The organism is Pseudomonas asgharzadehiana (assembly GCF_019139815.1).
GTDB lineage: Bacteria > Pseudomonadota > Gammaproteobacteria > Pseudomonadales > Pseudomonadaceae > Aquipseudomonas > Aquipseudomonas asgharzadehiana.
The window spans coordinates 2,745,389-2,770,147 of record NZ_CP077079.1; the positions used below are offsets into that span (position 1 = coordinate 2,745,389).

14 protein-coding genes are annotated in these 24,759 nt (G+C 64.1%); all 14 read left to right on the forward strand.

The window, feature by feature from the left end; all coding sequences use genetic code 11:
* Positions 1 to 37 precede the first annotated feature (37 nt).
* The 14 genes from KSS96_RS12665 to KSS96_RS12730 all read left to right on the forward strand — a co-directional run bounded on the left by KSS96_RS12665 (position 38) and on the right by KSS96_RS12730 (position 24,758).
* Entirely contained in the window at positions 38 to 12,313 is a 12,276-nt protein-coding gene (locus tag KSS96_RS12665) for a filamentous hemagglutinin family protein (protein WP_217856385.1), read from the forward strand.
* 241 nt (positions 12,314 to 12,554) lie between these two features.
* Positions 12,555 to 13,148, forward strand: coding sequence for a transposase (locus KSS96_RS12670; RefSeq protein WP_017530244.1), 594 nt, complete (start codon positions 12,555 to 12,557; stop codon positions 13,146 to 13,148).
* Between the two features lie 56 nt (positions 13,149 to 13,204).
* Positions 13,205 to 14,782 carry a ShlB/FhaC/HecB family hemolysin secretion/activation protein gene (locus tag KSS96_RS12675; protein ID WP_065877940.1) on the forward strand — a complete coding sequence of 526 codons (1,578 nt, stop codon included), beginning with the start codon at positions 13,205 to 13,207 and terminating at the stop codon, positions 14,780 to 14,782.
* Positions 14,783 to 14,806: 24 nt separating this feature from the next.
* Positions 14,807 to 16,606, forward strand: a complete 1,800-nt coding sequence (locus KSS96_RS12680; RefSeq protein WP_217856387.1) for a DUF2341 domain-containing protein — start codon at positions 14,807 to 14,809, stop codon at positions 16,604 to 16,606.
* An 11-nt stretch (positions 16,607 to 16,617) separates the two neighbouring features.
* Positions 16,618 to 17,043, forward strand: coding sequence for an ExbD/TolR family protein (locus KSS96_RS12685; RefSeq protein WP_010211136.1), 426 nt, complete (start codon positions 16,618 to 16,620; stop codon positions 17,041 to 17,043).
* 3 nt (positions 17,044 to 17,046) lie between these two features.
* On the forward strand, positions 17,047 to 17,751 hold the full coding sequence (locus KSS96_RS12690) for an energy transducer TonB family protein (RefSeq protein ID WP_017530247.1): 705 nt from the start codon (positions 17,047 to 17,049) through the stop codon (positions 17,749 to 17,751).
* A 54-nt stretch (positions 17,752 to 17,805) separates the two neighbouring features.
* Entirely contained in the window at positions 17,806 to 19,506 is a 1,701-nt protein-coding gene (locus KSS96_RS12695) for a putative porin (protein WP_137220411.1), read from the forward strand.
* A gap of 18 nt (positions 19,507 to 19,524) precedes the next feature.
* Positions 19,525 to 20,151: a hypothetical protein gene (locus KSS96_RS12700; RefSeq protein ID WP_017530249.1), complete on the forward strand. Its 627-nt coding sequence runs from the start codon at positions 19,525 to 19,527 to the stop codon at positions 20,149 to 20,151.
* 20 nt (positions 20,152 to 20,171) lie between these two features.
* On the forward strand, positions 20,172 to 20,639 hold the full coding sequence (locus tag KSS96_RS12705) for a YbjN domain-containing protein (RefSeq protein ID WP_017530250.1): 468 nt from the start codon (positions 20,172 to 20,174) through the stop codon (positions 20,637 to 20,639).
* A complete protein-coding gene (locus KSS96_RS12710) occupies positions 20,636 to 21,577 on the forward strand; it encodes a peptidylprolyl isomerase (RefSeq protein WP_116079724.1) in 942 nt (313 codons plus the stop codon). Before KSS96_RS12705 ends, KSS96_RS12710 begins: the two co-directional genes overlap by 4 nt.
* A 50-nt stretch (positions 21,578 to 21,627) precedes the next feature.
* Positions 21,628 to 22,605 carry a LysR family transcriptional regulator gene (locus tag KSS96_RS12715; protein ID WP_017530252.1) on the forward strand — a complete coding sequence of 326 codons (978 nt, stop codon included), beginning with the start codon at positions 21,628 to 21,630 and terminating at the stop codon, positions 22,603 to 22,605.
* A gap of 66 nt (positions 22,606 to 22,671) precedes the next feature.
* Positions 22,672 to 23,226, forward strand: a complete 555-nt coding sequence (locus KSS96_RS12720; protein ID WP_017530253.1) for a histidine phosphatase family protein — start codon at positions 22,672 to 22,674, stop codon at positions 23,224 to 23,226.
* A gap of 45 nt (positions 23,227 to 23,271) precedes the next feature.
* Entirely contained in the window at positions 23,272 to 24,027 is a 756-nt protein-coding gene (gene cobF / locus KSS96_RS12725; RefSeq protein ID WP_065877913.1) for a precorrin-6A synthase (deacetylating), read from the forward strand.
* Positions 24,028 to 24,038: 11 nt separating this feature from the next.
* Positions 24,039 to 24,758: an alpha/beta hydrolase gene (locus tag KSS96_RS12730; protein WP_065877915.1), complete on the forward strand. Its 720-nt coding sequence runs from the start codon at positions 24,039 to 24,041 to the stop codon at positions 24,756 to 24,758.
* The last annotated feature ends 1 nt before the right edge of the window (position 24,759 follow it).

Here is a 24,759-nt window from a genome sequence, read left to right on the forward strand (position 1 = left end):
TTGCTCCCTGCGTGATAACAAAGAAGGAAGATTCCCGATGGTCCGCTGCAAATCACCGGTCAACCTGAAAGCCCAAGAAACCGTGCTGCGCCTCAAGCCATTGGCCCAGGCCATTGCCTTGTTGATGGTGGCGGGCAATGCCCATGCGGCCACGGCGTTCAGTTCCAGTTGGTTTGCCGACAAAGGTGCGACGCAAGCGGCGACGGCGGCGCGCATCAGTGCCGGGCAGGTGCCGGGAATTCCTTCGCTGAACCAGCAGGCGCGGGTCAACCAGCAGTTGGCGCGTTCCATCAGCACCTTGAACACCAGCGTCGCGGCGATTGCGGCGCAGCAGGCCGCGCAAGCGGCGGGGCGTCAGGCGGCGTTCGGCCAGGTCTCGACGATTCCCGATGGCCTCGGCAAAGGTGGCCTGCAGGTGGATAACAGCCTCACCCAGGGCTGGACCAACGCCAAGGCCCCGACCCAAAGCCAGTCCGGCGGCAAGACCACGGTGAGTATCGAGCAAACCGCCGACAAGGCCATCCTCAATTGGGAGACCTTTAACGTCGGGCGCAACACCTCCGTGGATTTCCAGCAGCAGTCCAGTTGGGCCGTGCTTAACCGCGTCAACGACCCCGATGCGCGGCCCAGTGAGATCCAGGGCCAGATCAATGGCGCCGGCACGGTGATGATCATGAACCGCAACGGCGTGGTTTTCGGCGGCACCAGCCAGGTCAACGTGCGCAACCTGGTGGCCGCCGCAGCGAACATGACCGATGAGCAGTTCACCCTGCGCGGTCTCTATGTGGATGGCACCGGCACCCAGCCGACCTTCACCGATGCGGCGGGCAAGGTCCAGGTGCAGCGCGGCGCGCTGATCCAGACTCACAACCCGGCCACGTCCACCGATGCAGGTGGCTACGCCTTGTTGCTCGGTTCGGAAGTGGACAACGCCGGTACGATCATCACCGCCAAGGGCCAGACCACCCTGGCGGCCGGTGACAGTTTTTACATCCGCAAGGGCGTGAGCACGTCCGGCAATGACCGCTCCACCACGCGTGGCAACGAAGTGGCGACCAGCCTCAAACCCGGCAGCAGCGCCGGCAAGGTCAGCAACAATGGCCTGATCATGGCCGCCACTGGGGACATCACCCTGACCGGGCACCAGGTGCAGCAAAATGGCGTGGCCCTGGCCAGCACCTCGGTGGACACCCGTGGCACGATTCACCTGCTCAACTCCGCCACCGACACCACCGGCAGTGTGACCCTGGGCGAGGGCAGCACCACCGCGATCCTGTTGGACAGCAGTGGCAGCACCGCGCTGAACAGCCAGCAAAGCAATGGCCTGGTCAACCTCGACGGTATGCCGGCCAATCAGGCGACCGGGCGTTTCAATAACCTCAGCACGGTGGCCGACCGTACCGATCAGTCGCGCATCGAGATCGTCAGCGGCGGCACCGTGGATTTCCAGAAAGGCTCGATCACCCTGGCCACCGGCGGGCAGGTCGCGGTCAGTGCCGCCGGGCGCAGCCTGTTACGCGATGGGGCGCTGATCGACGTGTCCGGCGCGGTGGGCGTCAAGGTGTCGATGGAATCCAACAACATCAAGATCAACGTGCAGGGCAACGAGCAGCGCGACGCGCCGGTCAACCGTGAAGACGGGAAGCTGATCAACAACGATGTGTGGGTCGACCTGCGCGATCTGGTGTTTGTACCCGCAGGCACCAACGGCTATGCAACGGATCGCTGGTACACCGCCGGCGGTTTGCTGGAAGTCGGCGGTTACCTTGGCACGCAAGGCCACTCGGTGGGCGAGTGGATGGCCCAGGGCGGCACCGTGACCTTTACCGGCAAGGAGGTGGTGACCCAGAAGGGCGCGCAGATCAACCTGTCGGGCGGCACCGTGGACGTGCAGGATGGTTATATCCAGCAGACCTGGCTCAAGGGTCCGGATGGGCGTTTGTATGAGCTGTCCAACGCGCCGGGGGACATTCTCTATTCCGGGTTCTACAAGGGCTATGAAGACACCAGCAAGCGCTGGGGCCAGACCGATTACTACTACAACCCGATGATTGCCAGGCAACGCCGTTTCGAGAGCGGGTACACCGTGGGCCGCGATGCCGGCAAGCTGGTGGTCGGCACCACCAGCGCGGTGCTCGAAGGGCAGGTGGTCAGTGATGTGTTCCAGGGCGATCGCCAGACCCAGGCACCGAATATCAACCTCGACGGTTATCAGCAGTCGCAGAAGGCCATGGCCCAGCGCGCGCAGTTGATCATTGGTGGCTACACGCCGGTCTACAACAAGAGCACCGGCACCCTGCGTTATGCGTTGACCGGCATTGCCGATGAGGTGCTGATTGACCGCAACACGCAGAAAATCGCCGACGGACTCGACCTCACCACCGCTCTGCCAGCGGATCGCCAGGGCAAGATGGTGCTCGACAGTGATCAGCTCAATGGCTATCAACTGGGCGCGATCAAAGTCGGCGTCACCAATCAGATCAAAGCCGGTGTCACGCAGCAGATCACCGTCAAGGGCGCGCTCAATGTGGCGGATGGCGGCGAGATCACCCTGTTCGGGCCAGTGGTCAACCTCAACGCCAACCTCACCGCCCATGGCGGCAGCATCAATGCGGGCAACATCCTCAATCAGGTCAATCTCAATGCCGGTAATGCGCTCGACGATGTGATCCTCGCGGGCAGCGGGCGGGTCGATGTGGCGGCGGGCGTCAAGCTCGATGCCAGCGGGCGTTGGAACAACCTGGCGCTGGATCCGAACATTCGTGAAGGTCTGGCGTATGTGAACGGTGGCAAGGTCTCGCTGCGCAGTACCGGTACGCTTGATCTGGCGACCGGCAGCCTGGTGGATACGTCTTCCGCAGGCACGCTCGGCGTTGACGGCAAGCTCAGCGGCGGCAAGGGCGGCGACGTGACGCTGGGGGCGCTTGGGGCCTTGGCGCTGGGCGGCGACATTCGCGGTTATGGCGTCAACGGCGGCGGCACGCTGGCGTTGCAGGGGCGCAAGGTGCAGATCGGCGACAGCGCCAATGCACCCGATACCGACACGCTGCAATTGACTGGCGGCTTCTTTAACAAGGGGTTCTCGGCCTATGACATCACCGGCAACGAGGGGCTGCTCGTCACCGACGGTACCCAGGTCGATGTGAATGTGCCGGTTTACCGTTTGGGCGAGCAGACAGCGATGACGCCAAGTGGCAGCGACCCGGCCACGGCTCTGGAGCGTTGGACGCCGACGCTCTACCAGGAAAACTCGACCCAGGGCGTTCTGACCCAGCGCCGGGGTGCCAGCCTGACGCTGACGGCCGGCTCCAAGGATTCCACCGCCGCAGAACTGGCGACCACCGCCCTGACGGTAGGCCGGGGGGCAGTGATTAATGTCGACCCCGGCCAGGGCATCAATTTGCGTAGCATCGGCCAGTTGACCCTCAATGGCAGCCTGAATGCCTGGGGCGGCAGTGTCAGCCTGGGCGGTTTGAGTGTCTCGCCAAAGACCTGGGAACCGTCGATTGCCGCGGGTCACGACCGCTCGATCCGGGTGGGCGAAGAGGCGTTGATCGACGTTGCAGCGCGAGCGGTCACGGCGGTGAGCAGCCGGGGCAACGTGTACGGCCAGGTCCTCAATGGCGGCAAGATCAGCATCGGCGGCGATATCAACCTGACCACCGGGATTGCCAGTGCCGGCGATGTGTTTGTGGTGGTCCGTGAGGGCGCGCGGCTGGACGCCTCCGGTGCCCAGGCGGTGCTCGACGTGCCCGGTCAGGGTCGCGTGCCGGTGGCCAGCAATGGCGGCAGTATCAGCTTTGCGTCGAACAACGGCCTGTACCTGGACGGCAGCTTCGTTGCCCGTGCGGGCGGGGCGGGTGCGGCGGGCGGCAGTTTGGCGCTTGCGCTGGAAAGCCCGTATTACCTCAAGGCCGGCGTCAATGACCGGGTGCTCAACGTGCGTGAACTGGTGCTCAGCCAGACCCATCAAACAAGCCCGAACGCCAGCCTGGAATACGGCCATGGCCGCCTCGGGGTGGACCAGGTCACCGCCGGCGGTTTCGACAACCTGGCGCTGCTCAGCAACGGCTTGCTGAGTTTCGACGGCGATGTGTCGTTGAGCATGGGCCAGAGCCTGCGCCTCTACGGTGGCAGCTATAACCTCAGTGAACCCGCCGCGGCCAGTTCACGGGTCAACCTGTCGGCCCCGTACCTGCTGCTGGCCGGCCTGCTCGCGCCCGCAGAAACCGGCAAGGAGGCCTACACCCGCGCGGTGCCGGTGTTGCCCAATCCCTCGGTGCTGGCCACCACGGCGCAGTTCAACGCCAACGCCAACCTGATCGAGGTGCGTGGCAATGTGGTGTTCGGCAACAAAAGCTATCTGTTGCGGCCCGACAACAGCCGGGCCAGCCTTGAGCGGCGTGGGTTTGATGATGTGCAACTGACCAGCCAGGGCGACTTGCGCTTCCTGGCGGGGGCGGGGGCAGATGTGATTGCCCAGGGCATCAGCACGCAGTTAGTGACCGGTGGTGACATGACCCTGCGCGCGGCGCAGTTGTATCCGGCGACGGAAGTCGGCGCCCGGGTACTGGCGGGCTATGTGAATAATGCTGCCAGCAATGGCACAGGCTTCAATTACGATCCGACACGCACCCTGACCATCGCACGCACCGCCAACAGCAATGCCGCCATGCCTTACTCGGTCTTTGGTCGTCTGCAATTGGGCGGGCCTACCATCAAGCAGGACGGGGTGGTGCGTGCGCCCCTGGGGCTGATCGAGATCGGCAACCTGGGTTCTACAAACGTGCAACTGCTGCCGGGCAGCCTCACGTCGGTGAGTGGCAAGGGCCTGGTATTGCCTTACGGCGGTACCGTGGATGGCCAGATCTACAAGTACAACGGCAAGACCGTAACGTTCATAGGCCAAGGTGGCGGCAACGGTGCAGGCAGTCTGAACGTCGGGGTGATTCTGGGGGGCCAGACGGTGGCGGTGCTGCCGCAGGCGACGTTGGATCTGTCCGGCGGTGGCGAACTGCTCGGCGCCGGCTTTATTTCCGGGCGCGGGGGGTCTACGGATGCACGTTACAACCCACTGGTACAGTTCGGTGCGAACGGCGGGTTTGTACTGCCGGGTCTGAGTACCAACCCGATCTATGCAATTGTGCCGGGCGTGCAACCGGGTTATGCCCCGGTGGCGCCGGAAGGTGGCGCGGTCGATCCGTTGATCGGCCAGCAGATCACAATCGGCGCCGGCGTGCCGGGCCTGGCGGCCGGCACCTATACGCTGATGCCGTCCACCTATGCATTGATGCCGGGGGCTTTCCGGCTGGAGATCAACGGCCTGGCCGGTATGGGCGCCGACGGTGCGACCCAGGCGTTGCGCAATGGCTCATGGGCCACGGCAGGGCGCTTGTCCATCGCCAATACCGGTATCAGCAACAGTGCGCCCAGCCAGGTGATTCTCACGTCGGCCGATAGGTTGCGTCGTTACTCTCAATACAACGAGACCGGCTATTCACCCTTCGCCGTGGCCGATGCCACCCGGCTTGGTGTCCCTCGGGCACTGCTGCCGGTGGATGCCAAGACCCTGCAACTGGCCCTGCGGCCAGGCGCAGGTGCGGATGCCTTTTCGTTCCAGGGCATCGGCCGCTTCGAGGCCGATGCTGGCGGTTACGGCGGGACCGTATCGCTGATAAACGGAGAAAAAACCGACATCGAAATTGTCGCGGCAGGCAACGCGGCCACCGCCAATTTCAAAGGCATTACGGTGGATGCGGACAGCCTGAACGCAATGGGCGCGGCTCGCCTGCTGATCGGTGGAATGACCTATGTCACGTACGGCCAGGGCGGCAACTACATCAACCTCCCCAGCAACGTCACCAGCTCCATCATCCTGCGCGACGGCGCGAACCTGACGGCGCCGGAGGTATTACTGGCGACCGTCACCGGGAAAATTACGCTCGAACAAGGCGCCTCGATCAACACGATAGGCCAGGGCAAGGCCAGCTACGACGCACGTGACGGCTTTATCTACAACCTGAGCAATGTGCTGGCGGTGTCCAACGGTTTGCTCAATGTCATCGCCGCTCCGTCGCCGGGTGGAGTCCCCAGCAAGGGCATTCAGTTAGGCGTATGCGCGAACGCATCCTGCAGTGGGCAGACGGCCCTGTATTCCGAGGGCAGCATCGTTACCGTCACCGACAGCACCCTGCAGATGGGCGACGAGGTACGTTATGGCACCCGTCACCTGAACCTGGGCGTGTCCAGCATCAACGTCGGCAGCCCCGAAGCCCTGGCCGCTGCAGCCGCCAACAATCGCCTGCCGGTGGGCATGACCCTCAACCAGCAAGTGCTGGAACGCCTGCTGCGCGGCGACAGCCAATTCGGCGCCCCGGCGCTGGAAACCCTGCAACTGTCGGCGCGTGACAGCTTCAACTTCTACGGCACCAGCACCCTGGACACTTATGACGCGGTGACCGGCAAGTCATTGCTGAGCAACCTGATGCTGTCCACGCCGGCGATCTACGGCTCTGGCGGCTTGAACGACGTGGCGACTATCCACACCGCCAACCTGATCTGGCAAGGTGCCGAGGCAGCTCCTGTGGCGGCGGTGACCGGTGGTGCCGGCAGCGGCAGCGGGCGCCTGGATATCAATGCCGAACGTATCGAATTCGGCTACGGCGACTTTGCCCAGCCGAGCACCACCAAGACCTTCGACCGCCTGGCCCTGGGCTTTGCCAACCTCAACCTTAATGCCAGTGAGCGCATCACCGCCAACCACAAGGGCAGCCTGTCGGTGTACCAGAGCCAGGGTGCATTTGATGCGACCAAGGGCTTTGCCTACAGCGGCGGCAACCTGAATATCCTCACGCCGCTGATGACCGGTGAGGCCGGTTCGGTCAACCGTATTACCGCCGGTGGCGCGATTGATGTCAGCGCCTCGGCTGGCGCAGCAGGCAAGGTGGACGGCATCGGCGGCGAATTGTCATTGCAAGGCGATAGCCTGCGCCTGGCCACTGCCGTGGTGCTGCCCAGCGGCAAGGTGACCTTGGGCGCGCGGGGCGACGTGGTGTTGACCGATGCCGCGTCGATCGATGTGTCCGGCCGGGCCATTGCCTTCAATGACGTGACCAAATACAGCGCCGGCGGCGAGGTGTTGCTGGAAAGCCGTGCGGGCAATGTGCAGCAGGCCGCCGGATCGACCATCGACCTGTCGGCGCAGCACAACCAGGCGGGCACGTTGCGCGCAGTGGCGGTGGCCAGCGCAGCGGGGATCGTCGACCTGGCAGGCAAGATCATTGCCGGCAGCAGCGGTGACTACGATGCCGGTGGCACGCGGGTGCCCTACCTCGCGGGTGCCGTGCAGATCCAGGCCCAACGCCTGGGCGGCAATGGCACCCTCAGCGACCAGTTCGCCGCGCTCAACCAGCGCCTCAACCAGGGCCAGGTCTACGGTGCGCGCAGCTTCCAGCTCAAGCAGGGCGACCTGACCATCGGCAGCGACGTCAAGGCCAGCAGCGTCAACGTCTCGATCGACAATGGCAGCCTGCGCGTGACCGGCCTGGTGGATGCCGGCGGCGAGCGCGTGGGCAGCATCAACCTGGCCGCAAAAAATGGCCTGACCCTCGACGGCAGCGCCGTGCTGGACGCCCATGGCACACAATTACGCGTGGACAGTTACGGCAAGATCATCGATTCGCCTAACCGCGCCATCGTGGTCCTTAGTTCTGGCCAGGGCCAGTTGACCCTGGCCACTGGCGCGCGCATCGACCTGCGCCATGGCACCGAGGCCGCGACCGGCAACGACGGGCGCAACCGTGGCACGCTGGAACTCAACGCGCCGCGCGTGGGTGGCAATGACATCGCCATCGACGCCCGTGGGCCGTTGACTATCCAGGGCGCGCGTTCGATTGCCCTCAACGGCATGAGAACCTACGACGATGCCCCGACCAAAACCGATGAAACGCCGGATGGGCGCCCGTACCAAGTGATTGATCAGGACTACCTCAATGGCGTCAATGACGCGAATACGACATTCATCGATGCCGCGCGCGTTAACAGCAACTTGCTGCAGAAGCTCGCCGGCTTGAACAACGCGACCTACGGCGACGTGTTCCACCTGCGCCCCGGTGTAGAAATCATCAGTAAAACCCCGGACGGTGATCTGGTCGTGCAGGGCGATCTGGACCTCTCCAGCTATCGATACGCCAGCCTTAAATCAACGGCCAAGACCGAGTCCGGCAGCCTGACCCTGCGCGCCGGCGGCGACCTGAACATCTACGGCAGCATCAACGATGGCTTTGCCGCGCCACCGCCCACCGACGATGACAGTGGCTGGGTGCTGCGCGCCGGTATCGACCACACCGGCGGCACTGTGGTGGTACCGGGCAGCGGCGTGACCCTGGATGTGGGCACCGTGTTCCCTGCGGGCGCTGCGCTTAATTTCGATGTACTGACCAACCCCCTGTTTCTGCCGGCGGGCACCCGCTTGCCCGTGGCGGCCAAGCTGACTCAACCGTTGGTACTCCCGGCGGGTACGGTGTTGGCGGCGGCTGTTCGGGATGCCTCGGGCACTGTGCTGTTCGCTGCGGGCACGTTGCTGACTCAGAGCCAGACCCTCGCCAGTGGCAGTGTCCTGGAGGCCGGCAGCCTGTTGGGCACTTCAGCCAGTGTCGACAGCCTGATCTGGCCCAAGGGCGTGCCACTGGCCACCAAGGTGACCCTGACCGCCAGCAAAGTGCTGCCCCGTGGCGCCCTGTTGCCGTCTGGGACAGACGTGAAGCTGCCGGGCGGCGTGGCGTCGGTGACGTTGCGTGACACCGGCCATCCGGGCAAAAACTGGGCCATTGCTCCCATGTTGGAGGAGGGCTCGCAGTCGTGGTCGATTCGCCTGGTTGCGGGGGCCGACACCGAGGCAGCCGACAGTCGCCTGCTGCAGCCGCACCCGGTAAGCGGCAATCTGCGATTGGCGGACAGTCACTACGGGACGTTTGGGAAGGGCGCCCAGGTCTGGACCCTGGCGGGCTCAGAGGGGTGGTTCGGCGATGACAGCATGGTAGGCCAACCGGTTGATTTCGACGCAATACAATACCCGGGGATATGTGAAGACCTCCCGGATTACTGCGTTATCAGTGGTACTGACTACACGCTGCTGGTGGGCGGCAGCACTCGCTTCAGCGTAATCCGCACCGGCGCTGCCGACCTTGACCTGCTGGCCGCCGGCAACCTGAGCATGGAGTCGCTGTTCGGCGTATACACGGCGGGCAGTTCGTCCACCGGCACCTCGGCCAACGATCCGTATAACCTCAAGCGAGCCCTGGGCAGCAATGGCAAGGTATTGGCTAACGCCGGGGGCAACGAAAAGCTGGTCAACGCAGACACTGCCAGCCCGTACCGTGCCTGGTACCCGGATACGGGTGGCAACTTGCTGCTTAAAGTGGGCGGCAACCTGACTGGCAATATCACCAGCCCGGCGCTGAATGGCGTCGGCCGTCCGGTGCCCAGCGACCTGGGCCAGGACTCAGCCAATGTCGGCAATTGGCTGTGGCGTCAGGGCAATGGCCTCAGTGGCAGCCAGGCGCAGGCCACCGCGTGGTGGGTCAACTTTGGTACCTACGTGCCCGGCATGGCCTACCCGAGCGCGGACCAGATGGTTGGGTTCACGGGCTTCGGCACCCTGGGAGGAGGCAACCTTAACGTTGATGTGGGCGGCGATGCGGGGATTCTCAACGCGTCGTCGCAGCCGCAGAACGTCAGCCCCCGCAGCCAAGGCCTGGTATTGGCCATCGGCGGCACCGGTCGCGTCGCCACCGATGGCAGCGTCCAACTGACCGGTGGCGGCGATCTGAACCTGCGGGTCGGCGGAGCGCTCAACCCAGCCGGCCAGATCAACCTGAACCACCTCAATGGCGTACTGGTGAATACGCGAGGGCATGTACAGCTCACTGGCGGCGCTCTGGGTAGCCTGACGCTGCTGTATGGTAACCAGGCCAGCTACCAGAGCCCGAGTGAGGTGCGCGCCTACGACCCGCTGCGCTCCACGTCCGCCAGGGCGGCGGGTGGTTTGAGCCTGTTGCCGGGTGACGCTACCTTCAGTCTCGCCACCCGCGGTGACCTGGTGCTGCAGGATGTCGCCGATCCGGGCCGCGCGCCGCAAGTCAACGCATTGGCCTACGCCAACGGTGGCGTCAACGGGATTGGCCACAGCTGGTTCAGCCTGTGGACCGACCGCACGGCGGTTGACCTGTTTTCCGCCGGGGGCAACCTCACGCCCCTGACCGAAACGCTGGACACCGACATGGCGGCCGTCTATCCCGCCACCTTGCGCGCCGTCGCCGCCAGCGGCAGCCTGTACTACGGTCGCGCATCGTACGGTGACCCAAGTACCGTGCCGCCGCTCAGGGCCATGGTGCTGGCGCCTTCGGCCAACGGGCAACTGGAACTGCTCGCCGGCGACTCGATCTACGGCGGCGACCTGCCCATCAGCCGCTCCAGCGCAGCCCCGCAAAGCCTGGCGACGATTTTGCGCCCGGCGTTTCTTGGTTTTCTGACTGATCAAAACCCGGTCAGCGGCAGCGGTAATCTGTCCAGCGATGGCAGCATTGCCACCTTCACGGTTTCGCCGCTGTTTGCCTTTGGCCCCAACACCGCCAGCACGGCCTGGGGCGACGCCCTGGAACCGGCACGTTTCTACGCGCTGAGCGGGGACCTGCTGGGTGTCAACAGCGGGCGTGCAATCACCATTACTACTGACGCCTCCAAGGACCCGCGTTTTGGGCAGACCTACTACGAGGGTGCCGGTCCGGTCTGGATGCAGGCCGGTCGCGACATCGTCAGCAGCGGTACGCCACTGAGCGGTGCCAATGGCGGTAATAAGACCACGGGTGAATACACCTACGCCGGCAACCTGTTCGTGCACAACAGCCCCACCGATATCTCCATCGCCAGCGCTGGCCGCGACATCCTCTACAGCAGTTTCAACGTTGCCGGCCCCGGTACCCTGGAACTGACGGCGGGGCGCAACATCCAGATGGAAGACAGGGTCGCGGTGAACAGCCTGGGCGCTGTGGCGGCCGGCGACAGCCGCCCTGGCGCAAGCATCGTCATGCAAGCCGGCATGGGCGCCAACGGCCCGGATTACCGCCGCTTCGTCGAGGCTTACCTGAACCCCGCCAACCTGGCGCAACCGGGTGAATCCCTGCAAGGCGCCAAGGTGGCCAAGACTTACGAAAACGAGCTGGTTACCTGGCTCACCGAACGCTTCGGCTTTGCCGGCGACAGCGAACAGGCCCGTACCTACTACGCCGCACTGCCCGCCGAACAACAACGGATCTTCGCCCGCGACGTGTACTTCGCCGAACTCAAGGCCGCCGGCCGTGAGTACAACCAGGACGGCAGTGTGCGCCAGGGCAGCTACGTGCGCGGCCGTACCGCGATTGCCAGGTTGTTCCCCGAGACGGATGTGGCCGGCAACCCGATCACCTACAAGGGCGATATCACGATGTTCGGCGGCGCAGGCGTGCACACCAACTTCGGTGGTTCGATCCAGATGCTCACCCCCGGCGGCCGCCAGACCTTCGGCATCGAAGGCGCGGCACCACCGTCGACGGCGGGTGTGATCACGCAGGGCGCGGGGGATATCCAGCTGTACTCCCTGGGCAGCATCCTGCTTGGCCAAAGCCGCATCATGACCACCTTCGGCGGCTCGATCATGGGCTGGACCAGCGCCGGCGATATCAACGCCGGGCGCGGCTCCAAGACCACCGTGGTGTACACACCGCCCAAGCGCGTCTATGACAACTGGGGCAACGTGAGCCTATCGCCGTCGGTGCCGAGCACCGGTGCCGGGATCGCCACGCTCAACCCGATCCCGGAAGTACCGGCGGGGGATATCGACCTGATCGCGCCATTGGGCACGATCGATGCGGGCGAGGCGGGGATTCGAGTGAGCGGGAACGTCAACATCGCGGCCTTGCGCGTGGTGAACGCGGCGAATATCCAGACCCAGGGCAAGTCGTCGGGCGTGCCGGCGACAGCGACGGTGAACGCCGGCGCCATGAGTTCGGCCAGCGCGGCGGGGGCGGCGGCGTCCCAGGCGGCCGAAGACGCGGCGCGCAGCCAGCAGGCGGCGGCCAAGCAGGGCCGGGCTTCGATCGTGACCGTGGAGGTGCTGGGGTTTGGCACCGAACCGGTGCCCCGTGAGCCGCAGGAACAGCAGAAAACCTCGGCGTACAACCCCAACAGCCCGGTGCAGGTGCTGGGCGCGGGGCCATTGAGCGAACAGGCGCGGGCGCGTTTGACGGATGAGGAGCGCAAGCAGATTACCTTGTAGGGCGGTGCCCAGACCTCTCGTTGTACCTTGGGGGCGATCACTGATCGCCCCGTTTTTTTGCACGGCGTTGTACCCAATCCAGCCCAAAAAATGCCCCCCTCCCAATTCCGAATGAACCTTTCATGACAAAAGTTCGGTAGCCCATGGCCACTCCCGTCTCTCCTGTGTAACGCGCTCAAGAACACCAGCACGGTGTTGTTCAAGGCGCCGGCTGTACGCCAGGAGTGGGGCAATGGGAACTATGGAACGTTATTCGAAAGTGGGCATGCAGGAGCTCGACCAGCGCCTGTCGAAGATCGTCGAAGCGGCGCGCAAGAAGCCGGTGTCGGTCTATCGCTATGGCGCGCCCTGGGTGTGGATCGTGTCCCAGGACGATTGGCAAGGTGCCTTGAAGGAAGTCTCCAGCTACATCCCCGCCGGCCATTCCCTGGTGTTGCTGCGCCCGCGGATCGACGAGGTGCTCGAACAGCACCGTGAGTGGCTGGTGGCCGAGCCCTCGATGTTGATCGCGCCGCAGACCGTGTTGCAGATATTGCTGCTGCAACTGCTGTACTCGGTGCCCAGCGAGCAGCAACTGCATGAGCAGCTCAATTACAACCTGTTGTTCCGCTGGTTCGTCGGCCTGGACCTGAACCACAAGGTCTGGAGCATTCACGTGCTGACCCGCGACATCGCCACGCTGCTGAGCAACCCGCGTGCGGTGCAACTCATCCAGAAAATCATCGGTGACGTGTTCTGTGGCGCCTTGCTGCACATGCCGGAGTTCTCGTTGAACTTCGCCTTGCTGCACACCTGGCTGGCACGTCACGGCAACACCTCGATCGCCAGCAATTGAGCCGGCCGAACGCCGTAGCAATGACGGCGCAAAAAATCAGCAAGTCAGGGGGCGGTGTGGAGCATCTGTTCAAATCAGCGCTGGCGCTGTGCTGCTTGACGCTTGGGGCCATGGCCCTGCCGGCGCAGGCGCAGGAGCCGGCACGCAGGGTCGACGTCAACGAGTACTTCGTGCGCGGCAATACCGTGCTCGATGCGGCAACCATCGAAGAGGCGGTGTACCCGTTCCTGGGGCCGCAAAAGACCCTCGACGATATCGAAGGCGCCCGCGATGCGCTGCAGAAGATCTACCAGGCGCGCGGCTACCAGTCGGTGTTTGTCGAGCTGCCGGAGCAGAAGGTCGATGACGGTATCGTCTACCTGCAGGTCAGTGAAACCAAGGTCGGCCGGGTGCGCGTGGTGGGCGCCAAACATTACTCGCCGGTGGAGATCCGCGAGCAAGTGCCGGGCCTGGAGGAGGGCGCCGTGCCGGACTTCGCCAGCGTGCAAACCCAGTTGGCCGGGCTCAACCGCAGTGCCGGGCGCCAGGTCACGCCGCTGGTGCGCGAAGGCCAGCGCCCCGGCACCATGGACGTGGATTTGCAGGTCGAAGACCAGAACCCCTGGCACGCCAGCCTTGGCCTGAACAACGACTACAGCGCCGACACCAAGGAACTGCGCTCGGTCGCAACCCTGGGCTACGACAACCTGTGGCAACTGGGCCACAGCATTTCCCTGACCTATTTCACCGCGCCCGAGGACACCTCGAACGCCAAGGTCTGGTCCGGCTCCTACAGCGCGCCGCTGGACGAGCGCTGGACCTTGCAGTTCTCCGGTTACCAGTCCGACAGCAACATCGCCACCATCGGCGGCAGCAACGTGTTGGGCAAGGGCCATTCCTATGGGGTGTCGGCGATCTACAGCCTGCCGGCCGCCGGTAACTGGGCCAATTCCTTCTCGTTCGGTATCGACTTCAAAGACTTCGACGAGCAGATGAAATTCGGGTCCAGCAGCGATCAGGTGCCGCTCAAATACGCGCCGTTCACCCTGGGCTACAACGGCTATCGCTACACCGAACAATCCCAATTGGGCCTGGGCCTGAACCTGATCGTCGGCACCCGCGCCTTCTTTGGCTATGGCAGCGACGCCGAAGAGTTCGACTACAAGCGCTACAAGGCCAGCGCCAGTTTCGCCGTGCTCAAGGGCGACCTCACCTACAGCTACACCTTCGCCAACGATTGGCAGTCGGCGTCCAAGGCCGGCTTCCAACTGGCCTCGGGGCCGCTGGTATCCAACGAACAGTACTCGGCCGGTGGCGCCACCTCGGTGCGCGGCTACCTGGCGGCGGAACGCACCGGCGATGAGGGCGTGCTGCTGTCCCAGGAGCTGCGCACGCCGTCCCTGGCCAAGCTTCTCGGCAGCTATGTGCAGGAGTGGCGTTTCTATGCGTTCGCCGAAGGCGCGCGCCTGCGCCTGCACGACCCGCTGCCCGAGCAAGAAGATGAATACAGCCTGGCCAGTGTCGGCCTGGGCACCCGCGCCAGTTTGAGCAAATGGTTATCCGGCAGCCTGGATTGGGGCTACCCGCTGCTCGATGGACCGAACACCCAGAAACAGGACTCGCGGCTGCACTTCAGTGTGCAGGCGACTTTCTGACTTTTTCTTCCGGAGACTTCACCCATGCAACGCCTATTTCTGAGCCTGTTGATCTGCCTGGGCTTCGCGCTCCCGGCCACCGCCCATGCCTGGTGGCAGGATGACTGGCACTACCGCAAGCAGATTTCGGTAGACACCACCGCCCAAGGCGCCGCGATCAGCCAGGCCCTGGGCCGCACTGCGCTGCTGGTGCGCCTGCACACCGGCAATTTCAGCTTTGACGGGATCAAGGACGACGGCGCCGACCTGCGTTTTGTCAGCGCCGATGACAAGACCGTGTTCAATCACCAGATCGAGAGCTTCGACCCGCTGATGGGCATGGCGCTGATCTGGGTGGATGTGCCCAAGGTCGAAGGCGGACAGCGCCAGGACCTGTGGATGTATTACGGCAACCAGAAGGCACCGGCCACCGCCAACGGCCAGCTGACCTTCGACCCCAATTACACCGCGCTGTACCACTTTGACGGTGCCAATGCGACGCCGCCACGCGATACCACGGCTTACGCCAACACCGCGCTGAACGCCACCGGCACAAGCATCGACGGCGTAATCGGCCGCGCCTTGCAGTTCGCCGGTGAGCCGCTGCTGTTGCCGGCCAGCCCGTCGCTGCAACACGCCGCCGGCGGCGCGTTCACCTTCAGTGCCTGGCTGCGCCTGGACCAGGCCAGTGGCGAGCAGATCGTTCTGGCGCGTCGCGATGGCGCCCATAGCCTGTTGCTGGGGCTGAACCAAGGCATGCCGTTTATCGAGATCGACGGCCAGCGCGCCGTATCGACCCAACCGCTGAACCCCGGCCAATGGCAGCACCTGGCGTTTACCGCTGAAGGTGAAAAAGTCGCGTTGTATGTCAACGGCCGCGAAACCGCCAACCTTGGCGTGGCAATGCCGGCGTTCAATTCGCAACTGGCCGTGGGCGCCGACCTGCCCCAAGCGAGCAGCACACACCAGCCATTCGCCGGGGCCATGGATGAGTTGCGCTTGTCCAAAGTGGCCCGCCCGCCCGCGTTGTTGCTGGCCGACGCAAATGCTCAGGGCGCCGAGTCGAAACTGGTGGCTTATGGGGTGGATGAGGAACAGTCGGGCATGGGCTTCGGCAGCCTGGGCTTTCTGCTCAACGCCGTGCCGGTGGATGCTTGGGTGATCATCCTGGTGCTGGTGGCAATGATGGTGCAGTCGTGGTTCATCATGCTGCGCAAGAACCGCCAGGTCAGCCGCGTGAGCGCTGCCAACGAGGTGTTCCGCGAGCATTTCGCCCAGATCGGCACGCGCCTGGAGATGTACGCCGATGACGCCCAGTTGGGTGAGCGCCTGACGCATTCCTCGCTGTGGCGCCTGTACCTGGTGGCCGTCAAGGAGATTCGCACCCGCCGCGCCCAGGGCGCCGATACCTCGTCGGTGTCGGCGGCCACCATCGAAGCCATCCGTTGCTCCATGGACGGCGTGCGCACCCGCGAAAACCAGGCGCTCAGCGCCAAACTCTCGACCCTGTCCAACGCCATCGCCGGTGGCCCGTACATCGGCCTGCTCGGCACTGTGCTGGGGATTATGGTGGTGTTCCTCGGCACGGCCATGGCCGGTGACGTGAACATCAACGCCATTGCCCCCGGTATGGCCGCCGCGTTGCTGGCCACGGCCATGGGCCTGTTCGTCGCGATCCCCGCGCTGTTTGGCTACAACCGCCTGATCACGCGCAACAAGGAAGTGAGCGCCGACATGCGCGTGTTTGTCGATGAGTTCATCACTCGCCTGGCGGAGATGCACGGCGAGAGCCAGCACAGTGAAGCGGCGCACCGCCGCGAGCATCACGCGTCGGTTCCGGCCTGAGGAGAATTGCCATGGCTAGCGTAAATGCCTCCCACGACGATGACGATGATGCCGCCGTCGACAGCATCAACATCACGCCCCTGGTGGACGTGCTGATGGTGGTGCTGGTGATGTTTATCCTCACCGCCACCGCCCAGGTCTCGGGTATCCAGATCCACTTGCCCAAGGCCAGCGCCTCGGTGTCGTTGTCAGAGGCCAAGACCAAGGCCATCTCCGTCAATGACGGCGGCCAGGTGTTCCTCGACGCTTACCCGGTGACCCTCGGCGAGCTGGAAGAGCGCCTGCGTATCGAGAAAGCGCTGAACCCGGACTTCCCGGTGATCGTGCGCGGCGATGCCATGGTGCAGTACCAGAAGGTCATTGAAGTGCTCGACTTGTTGCGCCGGCTGGAGCTGTCCCAGGTCGGGCTGGTTACCGGCAAACCGAGCCAGGGCTGAGTCATGACCGCACAGATCCCGATCAGGCCGTTACCGGTCAAGAACACGCCGCCGTTGCGCCCGCTGAAGTGGGGCGCCGGCCTGTTGCTGGGGGCCGTGGCGGCCTGGCTGTTGTGGCAGTGGGCCAATGACATGAGTGGCGTACGCCGCGAAGCGCCGAAGGTGCCGACGATTATCCCGTTGCCGCCACCGCCACCGCCGCCGCCGGAAAAACCCAAGGAGCCCGAGCCCCAGGTGGAAGAAAAAATCCCGGAGCCGGTGCCTACCCCAGCGCCGGAAGAGGTCAAGCCGGCCGAGGAAGCGCCGCCGTCACCGGCCGATGACCTGGCCAACCCGATGCAGATCGATGGCGATGCGCAGTCGGGCAACGATGGTTTCAACATTGGCGCGGGCAAGGGCGGCGGCATGGCCGGTTCCGGCGGCGGTGGCCTTGGCGCCGGCACGTACAAGCAATACCTGGCCGGGGTGTTTCAACGCCTGCTGCGTGAAGACCCGGAATTGCGCAAGAAGGCTTACACGGTGCAGGCGGACTTGTGGCTCAACGCTGAAGGCCAGGTGATCCGCGCCGAGTTGGCCAAGTCCAGCGGCGATGCCCAAACCGATGCCCAGGTGTTGGCGGCCTTGCGCGCGCCCCATGCCACGCAACGGGTGCCGGCTTCGGTAACGCTGCCGGTACGCCTGTCCCTCAAGGGCCGGCGCCCGGATTGATCGAGCACTCTTCAACTGCATTTCTCAACGGTTTTTTACAGGAGTTGCGTACACATGATTTCCCCCGTGAATCGACTGACCCTGGCGGTTGGCATGGTCATCGCGACCCTGGTCGGACAGGCGGCGGCAGCCCCGGTCGCCCCCTCGGAAAACGTCACCATCAACCTGATCCGCCTGCTGGTGCAGCAGGGTGTATTGACCCAGGACACCGCCAACGGGCTGATCGCCCAGGCCGAAAATGAGGCCCGGCAGGCACGCCAGGCCAATGCGGCGCCGACGGTTGCCAGCGGCCCCGCCGCAGCCCCTGGCGACGTGCGCGTGCAGTACGTGCCGCAAGCGGTACGCGATCAGATCCGTGACCAGGTGAAGGCTGAAGTCATGGCGACCGCCAAGCAGGAAAACTGGGCCCAGCCCAATACGTTTCCGGACTGGATCTCGCGCATCAGTTTTGATGGCGATATCCGTTTGCGTGACGAGTCGCGCTATTTCTCGGGCCGCAACGACAACACCATCACCGACTACGCCAAGCTCAACGACACCGGCCCGTACGACGTCAACAAAAACTCCAACACCCGGTTCCCGCCCTTGCTCAACACCCGCGAGGACCGCGAAAACCTGTTCCGCCTGCGCGCACGCCTGGGCATGAAAGCGGTGATTTCGCCGGAATGGACCGCCGGCATCCGCATCGCCACCGGCTCGGACAATAACCCGGTGTCCACCACCCAGACCCTGGGCGGCGGCTTCGGCAAAAAAGACATCTGGCTCGACCAGGGTTACTTGAGCTGGAAAACCACCGATGCCATGACCCTGACCGCCGGGCGCATCGGCAACCCGTTTTATTCCACCGACATGATGTATTCCAACGACCTCAACTTCGATGGCGTGGCGGCGATCTTCAACCACAGCCTCAACAGCGAATGGGGCCTGTTCGGGACCCTGGGCGCGTTCCCGGTCGAATACACCTCCGACACCGCCAGCAGCAATGGGATCGACAAGGAAGACAGCCAGACCAAATGGCTGTTTGGCGGGCAGATCGGCGCAGACTGGAAGATCAACCGCAGCAACCGCCTCAAGCTCGCCGCCGCTTATTACCAGTTCCAGGACATCGAAGGCGAGCGCTCCAGCCCGTGCTCCACATGGCAGGGGGCGGCGGGCTGCGACACCGACGGCACGCGTGTGGCGTTTATGCAAAAAGGCAACACGGTATTCAACCTGCGCAACAACACCACCAACCCGACGGACCCGGCCAAAACGCCGGACCCGCAGTTCGTCGGCCTGGCGTCGAAGTTCGATGTGCTGGACCTCAACCTGGTATGGGACAGCGAACTGCCGAGCGACTTCAAGCTGCGCACCCAGGGCAACTTCATCCACAACCTGGCCTACGACAAGGGCGAAATGCTCAAGCGCAGCGAAGGCGAGATCGTCAACAACATCAACGGCAACGGCCAGTTTGAAAGTGGCGGCAATGCCTTGATGGTCTCGTTCACCCTTGGCAGTGCGTTGGAAATGCGCACGCGCGGCGACTGGAACGTGCTGGCCGGCTACAAGTACATCCAGCCCGACGCCTTGCCCGATGGCTTCAACGATTCCTCGTTTCACTTGGGCGGCACCAACGCCAAGGGTTACTTCATCGGCGCCAACTACGGCATCGACAAGAACATCTACGCCAGTGCGCGTTGGTTGAGCGCGTCCGAAGTGTATGGCCAGCCGTTCGAAGTCGATGTGATGCAACTGGAACTCAACACGCGCTTCTGACGCGCAGGGAGATGCCACATGAACATTCGAATAGGCGGGCTGTTGTTGCTGCTGGTCGCCACTGGCGCCTCGGCCGAAGGCATGGAAGAGCGCCTGCGCACCCAACTGCGCAGCACCACCCAGCAGTTGCAGGCGCTGCAAAGTGAACAGGCCCAGGCCAGTGCCGCGCGCCTGGCCGCCGAAACCCAGGCCAGGCAGGCCCAGGCGCAGATCAAGCAATTGACGGCCGAGCTGGAAAAGACCCGTGGCGTGGCCGAGCAACTGGCCGGCCAGCAGCAGAGCCTGCACAGTCAGGCGCAAGCGCAGGTGAATGCGAGCAACGAGCAGATCGGCAAGTTCAAGAAGGCCTACGACGAATTGCTGGTGCTGGCCAAGGGCAAGGAGGCTGAGCGTGCCAGCCTCCAGGCCAGGCTGGCTGAACGTGACACACAAGTGCAGCAATGTTCAGTCAAGAATCAACAGATGTACGGCGTGGCCCAGCAGTTGCTCGCGGCCTACGAAAAAATCGATGTGGCGCAGGTGATGAGTATCCGCCAGCCCTTCGCCAGCAGCACGCGGGTCAAGTTCGAAGAACTGGCCCAGGGCTTTGGCGACGATCTGTACAAGAGCCGTTTTGATGCGCCCCAGGCGGGCGTTACCCATTGATCGACAAGGAAGCACAGAGCATGAGCGAATTGATCACCAGCGTCAGCGTCCAGAGCCTTACCGAGCTGTTGCAGGAAGCCGGTTATCGGGTCAACCAGAGCGAACAGAACGGCATCGTGCAGTTGCTCAGCGCCAGCCAGGGCATCGGTTTTGCGGTGCGCTTCGGTAACCCGGCGACGGAGCAGGGCGCGTACGTAGACTTCACCTACAGCTGCGCGCTGCGGGTACAGGGCGAGTTGCCCGAGGGCCTGGCCCCGGTGTGGAATGCCTCGCGCCGCTTTGCACGGTTGTCGGTGCAGGGCGAATTCTTGCTGATGGAAATGGACGTGGTGGTGGCCGGTGTCGGCGCCACGCACTTGCGCAGCCAACTGGAACTGTGGGATCGCCTGCTGCAGGAATTTATCGTTTACCTGCGTGAGTACAGCCAGCACGCGGCGCAGTTGCAGGCCCAGCCTGCGGCGGTCGCTGAAGAGGCCTCGGCACTGTGAAGAAGCCAACCCTGATGGTCGGCGCGGGTGCGCTGGCCCTGTTGGTGGTGGCGGTGGGCTTGAGCCTGCGCCCGGGCAGCGACCCGGTGGCGGCGCAACAACCGGCGCCCTCGACCAGCCCCGTACCTGGCGGGCCGGCGGTGGCACGCCTGGGCAACCAGCAGATCGACCTGCCGGAACTCAACAGCGTACTGGCCAGCCTGCCGGCCGAAACCCGCGAGCAACTGCGCGGCAACCGTGGCGCCCTGGAAACCTGGATTCGCTCGCGGCTCGCGCAAAAAGCCGTACTCGAACAGGCCGATGCCCAGGGCTGGCGCCAGCGCCCGGAGGTGGAGCAACAGACCCGCGCGGCGACTGAGCAGATCGTGTTTCGCGATTACATGCTGTCGGTCAGCCAGGTCCCGGCCGATTACCCCAGCGCCGCCGAGTTGCAACAGGCGTATGACAGCGGCAAAGCCCAGTGGGTGACGCCGCCGTTGTACCGGGTGAGCCAGATTTTCCTCGCCGTGAGTGACCCGCAAGCCCTCGACGCGGTACGCCGTCAGGCCCAGGAACTGAGCCGCAAGGCCCAGGCCGCACCGGGGGATTTTGCCGCGCTGGCCACGCAATTCTCCCAGGACCCGGACAGCGCCGCGCGCGGTGGCGATTCCGGTTTGCAGCCGTTGCAGCAACTGGTGCCGCCAGTGCGCGAGGCGGTGGCGCGACTCAAGGTCGGCGCAGTCTCGGAGGCGGTGCAGAGCCCGGCCGGGTTTCACGTGCTCAAGTTGATCGCCCAGCAACCGGCACGCACCGCGACCCTCGACGAACTGCGCGAGCGCCTCACCGAGGCGCTGCGTGCCCAGCGCCAGGAACAGATCGCCAAGGCTTACCTCGAAGGCATGCTCAACACCGCGACCTTGAGTATCGACGGCGCCCAATTGAATAAGGTGCTGGAGTAGACGCCGCACCCCGCATTGGATGCACACGCCCATCAGACAAGGAGTCTCCCATGGCATTACTGGAACCGTCCGGCCCTCAGGGGCCCGCAGCCTATCGCGCAGCGGTCGAGCCACGCGGCCATTGGCTGGCGCTGGCGCATCAGATCGACCCGGAGGTGGCGCGCTACTTTCTGGTGAGCGCGCGTTGCGGCTGCTTTATGCAGGCGGCGCGCAGCCTGAACATCAAGGCGACCTTGCTGCGCAAACGCCTGGCGCAACTGGAGGAACACCTGCGGCACTCGCTGTTCACCTACCAGGGTAACGGCTTGGTGCTCAGTCGCGACGGCTTGCAATTGCAGGCGCAACTGGTCGCCCTGGCCCATCAACGACGCCTGCCGGTGGTAGAGCAACCGTTGATTCGCCTGGCGGTGGCCGAACCGATCCTGCACGACATCCTCGGTCGCGACCTGATCGCCTTGCTGCGCCGCAATGCCAGCGTGCGCCTGGAGATCATCGCCATCGACAGCCAACAGTCCCTGCAAGCGGTGGAGGTGGACGTGGTGCTGTGGTTGTCGGACACCGACGGCCCGGTGCCTGGCCCAAGCTTCGCCATCGAACCGCCGCGATCGCTTGCGCGGTTGCAGTATTTGCCGCACATCGCCAAGCGCTATTCGCGCCTGACCACGCGGCCGGACAGCGTCGAGGACCTTGATGACTACATGCTGGTGCAATGGCAGCCCGACGCACAGGTCGACGCCTTGCAGCCGTGGAACCAAGTGGTGCAACGGCGCCTGGCCGCGGTGGTGCAGGTGCATGCCTATTCGCTGATGTTGGAAATGATTCGCTGCGGCGCCTGTATCGGGTTGCTGCCGCACTATATGAGCAGCTTCGACCGTGGCCTGGTGGCTTTGCCGGGGTTGTTGGCCGATAGCATGCAGCGCCAGGTGTGGCTGGCGGTGAACGTGCAGGTGCGCGATGCCGAGGCGGTGCGGGTGATTGTGGAACTGATCGTCGGCACATTCGAGGGGCGGCGGGAGTGGTTTGATTAGCGTTGCGCAACAGCGTTATCTGCGCCAGTCTTGGTGGTCTCGTCCGTTGTGTTGGAGCGAACTGCGATGCAGGGCACCCGTTTGACCCTTATCTGCCATGCCGTCACCCCTTTTCAAAAACAGGGGCGTTTTGCCGCTGACGAGTCGGTGGTGATGGATTGGCGCAATGCGAGCTTATCCCTGGCGGGTCGTTATAAGAAAAACCCGCGCTTGCTGTGTGGGCCGGAAGCGCGCACCCGGCAGACCGCAGGTCTGTTCGGTCGCGACCCGAAGGTCGAAAAAGCCCTGCGTGATGGCGACTGGGGGCGTTGGGCGGGGCAGGACGTCAACGCAGTAGATCGCCACGAATTGATGGAGTGGCTGACCGACAACGCCAGCGCGCCCCACGGCGGCGAGTCGGTCGACAAGGTCTGCGCGCGGGTAGGGCGATGGATGAAGTCGCTCGAACACCACCCCGGCCATGTGGTGGCCGTGACCCATCCCTTGGTGATCCGTGCCGCAATGCTGTACGTCATGCAGTTTCCGATCTCGATGTTCTACCTGATCGACGTCGAACCGCTGTCCGCCACCGAGCTGCGCTTCAACGACGTGTGGCGCCTGCGCCTGGAAGCTCACGCCTGAGTGGGCAAACATGGCAACATTCACGTCCCGCAATGAGAGCAACCCATGAAACGCATCCTGATCATCGGCATTGGCGCCGGCAACCCTGACTACATCACGATGCAGGCCGTGAAGGCGCTGAACCGCACCGACGTGTTTTTCCTGATGGACAAGGGCCAGAGCAAAGACAAGTTGCTCGACCTGCGCCGCGAGATCTGCGACACCTATATCACCGAGCCCGGCTACCGTTTTGTCGAGGCCGATTGCCCCGAGCGCGTGCGCGGCGAGATCGACTACACCACCGCCGTGCAGGACCTCAACCGCGATAAGCAAGCCACCTTCGAGCGCATGATCAACGAGCACATGGCGGACGGTGAGGTGGGCGCCTTCCTGGCCTGGGGCGACCCGGCGCTGTACGACAGCACGATCCGCATCCTGCAGGCGATCCTGGCCAGTGGTCGTTGTGCCTTTGAATTCGAGGTGATCCCCGGCATCACCAGCGTGCAGGCCCTGGCCGCCCGGCATAAGGTGGCCTTGAACCGCATCGGCAAGTCCGTCGAGATCACCACCGGTCGACGCCTGGCGGCGGGGCAGGCCAGTGATGCCGATACCTTGGTGGTGATGCTCGACGCCGAAGACTCCTACCGCACCGTGGCCGACCAGGACATGGATATTTACTGGGGCGCCTACCTGGGCACGCCGGATGAAATCCTGGTCAGCGGCAAGGTCGGCGAGGTAGCTGACGAAATTCATCGGGTGCGCAAGGCGGCGCGCCTGGCCAATGGCTGGATCATGGACACTTATTTATTGCGCAAACCCTGAGGTAGCGTCCCATGTTCAAACCCATTGCCCTCGCCCTGGCCCTGATGGCCGGCGTTGCCCACGCTGATGCCAGGTTGCACACCGATTTGCCGCTCGCGTACCTGGAACAGACCCAAAGCGACGCGCGCAACGAGCCGCTGGTGATTTTTTTGCACGGGTTCGGCAGCGATGAGCAAGACCTGTTCGGCATCAAGGACGCATTGCCTTCCACCTGGACTTACTTGTCGGTGCGTGCGCCGACGCCGGTGCAACCGAACGGCTTTCGCTGGTTCACCAAGACGCCGGGCGACGGCGAATACGATGGGGTAACGGCTGATCTGCAGAGCAGCGCCAAGCTGATCAAGGATTTTGTCGGCAAGGCCACCGCCAAGTACCACACCCAGCCCGACCGGGTGTTCCTGGTGGGGTTCAGCCAGGGCGCGATCATGTCTTACGAGGTGGCCTTGCGTGACCCACCGTTGGTGCGCGGTATTGCGGCGCTCAGCGGCAGCGTGCTGCCGGTGCTCAGGGCCGAGCTCAAGCCGGACGAGCGCTTGGGCAAACTGGCGATCTTTATTGGCCACGGCACCCTGGACCAGGCGCTGCCGTATGACTCGGCGACGCGGGCGAATGAGGTGTTGGTGGGGTTGGGGCTCAACCCCGAGTTTCATGGCTACCCGGGGATGAACCACACCATCAGTGAGGCGGAAGTGCAGGACCTGAAGGCCTGGCTGGAAAAAAGCCTGAAATAAA

Bases quoted from the DNA above. Each gene is read 5' to 3' on its own strand.
- cobF (WP_065877913.1), top strand. From the start codon at position 23,272: ATGAAACGCATCCTGATCATCGGCATTGGCGCCGGCAACCCTGACTAC.
- KSS96_RS12700 (WP_017530249.1), top strand. From the start codon at position 19,525: ATGAACATTCGAATAGGCGGGCTGTTGTTGCTGCTGGTCGCCACTGGC.
- KSS96_RS12715 (WP_017530252.1), top strand. From the start codon at position 21,628: ATGGCATTACTGGAACCGTCCGGCCCTCAGGGGCCCGCAGCCTATCGC.
- KSS96_RS12670 (WP_017530244.1), top strand. From the start codon at position 12,555: ATGGAACGTTATTCGAAAGTGGGCATGCAGGAGCTCGACCAGCGCCTG.
- KSS96_RS12665 (WP_217856385.1), top strand. From the start codon at position 38: ATGGTCCGCTGCAAATCACCGGTCAACCTGAAAGCCCAAGAAACCGTG.
- KSS96_RS12720 (WP_017530253.1), top strand. From the start codon at position 22,672: ATGCAGGGCACCCGTTTGACCCTTATCTGCCATGCCGTCACCCCTTTT.
- KSS96_RS12730 (WP_065877915.1), top strand. From the start codon at position 24,039: ATGTTCAAACCCATTGCCCTCGCCCTGGCCCTGATGGCCGGCGTTGCC.
- KSS96_RS12680 (WP_217856387.1), top strand. From the start codon at position 14,807: ATGCAACGCCTATTTCTGAGCCTGTTGATCTGCCTGGGCTTCGCGCTC.
- KSS96_RS12705 (WP_017530250.1), top strand. From the start codon at position 20,172: ATGAGCGAATTGATCACCAGCGTCAGCGTCCAGAGCCTTACCGAGCTG.
- KSS96_RS12690 (WP_017530247.1), top strand. From the start codon at position 17,047: ATGACCGCACAGATCCCGATCAGGCCGTTACCGGTCAAGAACACGCCG.
- KSS96_RS12685 (WP_010211136.1), top strand. From the start codon at position 16,618: ATGGCTAGCGTAAATGCCTCCCACGACGATGACGATGATGCCGCCGTC.
- KSS96_RS12695 (WP_137220411.1), top strand. From the start codon at position 17,806: ATGATTTCCCCCGTGAATCGACTGACCCTGGCGGTTGGCATGGTCATC.